The sequence below is a fragment of the Microvirga yunnanensis genome (assembly GCF_025460875.1).
In genome coordinates this window covers 1-4,254 of sequence record NZ_JAMXFI010000065.1, presented here as the reverse complement: position 1 = coordinate 4,254, position 4,254 = coordinate 1, and the positions used below count along the sequence as shown (strand labels likewise).

Here is a 4,254-nt window from a genome sequence, read left to right as displayed (position 1 = left end):
CCGCTTCCCCCCCCCCCACCCCCCCGCTCCTGGCCCGGCCTCGCGCCGCCCATGACGCGGGGAAGGATTTTTCTTCACCCGCCCGTCCGCCCGAACCACAGGCTGAACAGCGCCGCGAGGGCGACCAGGGCCAGGAAACCGTTGAAGGCCACGAGCAGGAAAGGCGGGATGCGCTGCACGTCCGGATGAGGCGGCTGCGAGCCGGTGAAGATCTGGCGCCACACCGCGGCCGCGAAGCAGAAAGCGCTGAACAGCACCAGGATCGACCCGGTCGAGACGATCATCCAGTCCGGGACCACGCCTTCCAGGAGCTTTTTCGCCCCGATCCCGGAGGCCAGCGCGGCGAGACCCGTACGCACCCAGGCCGCGTAGGTGCGCTCGGCCGCGAAGACCGTGCGGTTGGCGGCCAGCTCCGTGCGCCGGTCGGCGCTGTCCTTCATCTGCACGCTGGCCGTGGCGGTCGTCCTGGCCGCCGCCTGCGTGTGCTCGGCCGCCTCCTGGGTCTGCTCGGCGGCCTCCTGACTCTGCTCCGCCGCCGCCTTGGCGTGCTCGGCGCTGCGCTTGAGCTTTTCGTCCACCGGTTGCGTCGTCATGCATCCTCCGTTCATCCGGAGGCACAACGCTCACGGTTGCGAAATGGTTGGCCCCGTCAAAGCCGTCTCAGGGCCACCGTCTCGATCCGGTGGCTCGGGCCCTTCTTCAGGATCAGGCTCGCGCGCTGGCGGGTCGGCACGATGTTCTCCTGCAGGTTCACCAGGTTGATGCGGCTCCACAGGCCATCCGCGATGGTGATGGCTTCCGACTCCGCCAGTTCCGCATAGCGCCGGAAATAGGACAGGGGATCCCGGAAGGCCGTGTGGCGCAGGCGCAGGAAGCGGTTCACGTACCAGCGGTGCAGGTCCTCCTCGTCGGCGTCGATATAGACCGAGAAGTCGAAGAAGTCGGACACGAAGGGAATGGCCGTGCCGTCCTTGGGCATGCGCGCGGGCTGGAGCACGTTGAGGCCCTCGACGATCAGGATGTCGGGCCGGTCGACGGTGGTCTCCTCGCCGGGCACCACGTCGTAGACGAGGTGGGAGTAGAGCGGCGCCTTCACGTTGCGCTTGCCCGCCTTGATGTCGGCCAGGAAGTGCAGGAGCTTGCCCGTGTCGTAGCTCTCGGGAAAACCCTTGCGTTCCATGAGGTTGAGCCGTGTCAGCTCGGCGTTCGGCAGGAGGAACCCGTCCGTGGTGACGAGGTCGACCTTCGGGGTGTTGGGCCAGCGCGCGAGCAGCGCCTTGAGCACGCGGGCCGTGGTGGACTTGCCGACCGCCACCGAGCCGGCCACGCCGATGATGTAGGGCACCTTCTCCTGCTGCTCGGCCAGGAGGAACCGCTGGGTTGCCTTGAACAGGCCCTGCGTGGCCGCGACGTAGAGGGAGAGCAGGCGCGAGAGCGGCAGGTAGATCGCCGCGACCTCGTCGAGGGAGATCGGGTCGTTGAGGGATTGCAGCTGCACCACCTCGTCGGCCGTGAGCGTCATGGGCGCATCCGCACGCAGCTTCGCCCATTCGTCGCGCGAGAAGGTGCGGTAGGGCGAGAGGCCGTCATCGTCCTCGTCGGCGGACATCAGGTTGGGCTGGTCCATGCGAACCACCTCTTTTCCAGGTTTTAGGTCTTGCGCGCGGCCTTCTCGGCAAGACCCGACTGCGCCGTGCGGCGTTCCAGTTCGGCCATGACGTCACTTAGAGGAATGTTTGCGCCCTGCAACACGACCAAAAGATGATACAGCACGTCCGCGGCCTCCGCCGTCAGGTTCTGCCGGTCGCGCTCGACGGCCGCGATGGCCGCCTCCACCGCCTCCTCGCCCAGCTTCTTGGCCGCTTTGGCCGGCCCGCCGGCAATGAGCTTGGCCGTATAGGATTCGGTCGCCGGCGCGGCCGCGCGCTCGGCCACGATGCGGGCGAGGTCGTCGAGGGTGAAGGTGGTCATGATGAAACTAGCCCGGCAAGGTGACGACGAGAGGACCGTTACGGGTGGCGACGACCGTATGCTCGTACTGGACCGTCGGGGCGCGGGGCTCGCTGAACAGGGTCCAGGGATCGTCGCCGTCCTGGGCCCATTCCGCCCCCAGGGACAGAAAGGGCTCCACGGTGAAGACCAGGCCCTCGGTCATGATCCGGCGCTCGGACCGGTCCGGCCAGGTGGCGATCTCCTTCGGCTCCTCGTGCAGGGAGCGGCCGATGCCATGGCTCGCCAGGTTGCGCACCAGGGTGTAGCCGTTCTTCTCGGCGAATTGCCCGATCGCCTGCCCGATGCCGGCCATCGGCCTGTTCGCACCGACCTGGCGCAAGCCGACCCACATGGCGCGACGGCCGTCCCGGCAGAGCCGCTTGGTGGCGTTCGTGACCGGCGGAACCGCGAAGGACGCACCAGTATCGGCGAAAACGCCGTTCTTTTCCGCCGAAATGTCGATGTTGACGAGATCGCCCGCTGCGATGCGACGGGACCCGGGAATGCCATGGGCGACCTCCTCGTTCACGCTGATGCAGGTCGCGCCGGGAAAATCGTAGACCACTTCAGGGCCGGAACGGGCGCCGGCCGTCTCGAGAAGCCGGCGGCCGATCAGGTCGAGCTCCGCCGTGGTCATGCCCGGCTCGAGGGCCGCGGCCATCGCCTCGAGGGTGTTGGCGACGATCCGGCCGATGTCCTGGAGCTTGGTCAGATCGTCCTCGTTGGAGACCGTCATTCGTTGAATCCCTTTCCATGAGGGTCATGGTCGGATGCGCGTGTCGTGAAGGCCGCGCTCAAGGCCCACCCGCTGCACTTCGTGCCGGCTCGTCCAGCCGCATCTTCAATCCCTTCCCGGCCATGTAGCCCTTGGCCTCGCCGATCGTATGCGTGCCGAAGTGGAAGATCGAGGCCGCGAGCACCGCGCTGGCATGGCCCCTCTCGACCCCGTCCACCAGATGGTCGAGATTGCCGACGCCGCCGGACGCGATGACCGGCACCGAGACCGCATCCGCGATGGCGCGCACGAGGGCGAGGTCGTAGCCGCCCTTGGTGCCGTCCCGGTCCATGGAGGTGACCAGAAGCTCCCCTGCCCCGCGCTCCGCCACCTGCCTGGCGAACGCGATGGCGTCGATTCCGGTGGGGTTGCGCCCGCCATGGGTGAAGATCTCCCAGCGTGGCTCCTCGCCGGCGCCCGACACCTTCTTGGCGTCGATGGCCACGACGATGCACTGGTTGCCGAATTTCTCCGACGCCTCGCGCACGAAATCCGGGTTCTTCACCGCGGCCGTGTTGATCGAGACCTTGTCGGCCCCGGCGAGCAGCAGCCGGCGGATGTCCTCGACGGTCCGCACGCCTCCGCCCACGGTGAGCGGCATGAAACAGGCTTCGGCCGTGCGCCGCACAACGTCGAGGAGGATCCCCCTCGCCTCGTGGCTCGCCGTGATGTCGAGGAAGCACAGCTCGTCGGCGCCGGCCGCGTCATAGGCCTTGGCGGCTTCGACCGGGTCGCCCGCATCGACCAGGTCGACGAACTGCACGCCCTTCACGACGCGACCGTCCTTGACGTCCAAACACGGGATGAGACGAACCTTGAGCATCAGGCGGGCTCCTTGCGCACGGAGCGCAGCAGCGCCAAAGCTGTCTGCGGGTCGATGCGTCCGTCATAGAGGGCGCGGCCGGAGATGGCCCCGTCGAGGACCGCGCAGTCGGGCTGAGTCAGGCGCTCGATATCGGCCATGGAGGCGAGGCCGCCCGAGGCGATGACCGGAATCGAGACCGCGCGGGCCAGCCCCAGGGTCATGGGGAAGTTGAGGCCCTTGAGGATGCCGTCGCGGGCGATGTCCGTGTAGATGATGGCGGAAACCCCCGCATCCTCGAACCGCCGGCCGAGCTCCTCGGCCGACAGGGTCGAGGTCTGGGCCCAGCCCTCGACCGCCACCAGCCCGTCCTTGGCGTCGATTCCGACCGCGATCTTGCCCGGGTGGAGCCGGGCGGCCTCGCGCACGAAGGCCGGATCGCGCACGGCGGCCGTGCCGATGATGACCCGGGACACGCCCTTCCCGAGCCAGCCCTCCACGGTCTTCATGTCGCGGATGCCGCCGCCGAGCTGCACGGGGATGCGCACGCGGTTCAGAATGGTCTCGACCGCGGCCGCGTTCATCGGCTTGCCCGCGAAGGCGCCGTCGAGATCGACCACGTGCAGCCATTCGAAGCCCTGGGCCTCGAAGGTGGCGGCCTGGTCGGCCGGATCGTCGTTGAACA

Annotated in this window: 6 protein-coding genes; all 6 read right to left on the bottom strand. The window is 68.1% G+C overall.

From position 1 onward, the window contains the following. Positions 1–74 precede the first annotated feature (74 nt). Positions 75–593, bottom strand: a complete 519-nt coding sequence (locus NF876_RS26355; RefSeq protein WP_262271332.1) for a YidH family protein — start codon at positions 591–593, stop codon at positions 75–77. A gap of 56 nt (positions 594–649) precedes the next feature. Next, positions 650–1,627 carry a type I pantothenate kinase gene (gene coaA, locus NF876_RS26350; protein WP_262271331.1) on the bottom strand — a complete coding sequence of 326 codons (978 nt, stop codon included), beginning with the start codon at positions 1,625–1,627 and terminating at the stop codon, positions 650–652. 23 nt (positions 1,628–1,650) lie between these two features. Beyond that, positions 1,651–1,971 (bottom strand): phosphoribosyl-ATP diphosphatase, encoded by a 321-nt coding sequence (locus NF876_RS26345; RefSeq protein WP_262271330.1) that lies wholly within the window; start codon positions 1,969–1,971, stop codon positions 1,651–1,653. Positions 1,972–1,978: 7 nt separating this feature from the next. After that, positions 1,979–2,728, bottom strand: coding sequence for a type I methionyl aminopeptidase (gene map, locus NF876_RS26340; protein WP_262271329.1), 750 nt, complete (start codon positions 2,726–2,728; stop codon positions 1,979–1,981). 58 nt (positions 2,729–2,786) lie between these two features. Beyond that, positions 2,787–3,590 (bottom strand): imidazole glycerol phosphate synthase subunit HisF, encoded by an 804-nt coding sequence (gene hisF / locus NF876_RS26335; RefSeq protein ID WP_262271328.1) that lies wholly within the window; start codon positions 3,588–3,590, stop codon positions 2,787–2,789. After that, positions 3,590–4,254, bottom strand: a 665-nt coding sequence (locus tag NF876_RS26330; protein WP_262271327.1) for a 1-(5-phosphoribosyl)-5-[(5-phosphoribosylamino)methylideneamino] imidazole-4-carboxamide isomerase, incomplete at its 5' end; no start/stop codon positions are given. The genes hisF and NF876_RS26330, both read right to left, overlap by 1 nt.

Coding starts and splice junctions, on each gene's coding strand:
- map (WP_262271329.1), bottom strand. CDS start 2,728: ATGACGGTCTCCAACGAGGACGATCTGACCAAGCTCCAGGACATCGGC.
- NF876_RS26345 (WP_262271330.1), bottom strand. CDS start 1,971: ATGACCACCTTCACCCTCGACGACCTCGCCCGCATCGTGGCCGAGCGC.
- NF876_RS26355 (WP_262271332.1), bottom strand. CDS start 593: ATGACGACGCAACCGGTGGACGAAAAGCTCAAGCGCAGCGCCGAGCAC.
- hisF (WP_262271328.1), bottom strand. CDS start 3,590: ATGCTCAAGGTTCGTCTCATCCCGTGTTTGGACGTCAAGGACGGTCGC.
- coaA (WP_262271331.1), bottom strand. CDS start 1,627: ATGGACCAGCCCAACCTGATGTCCGCCGACGAGGACGATGACGGCCTC.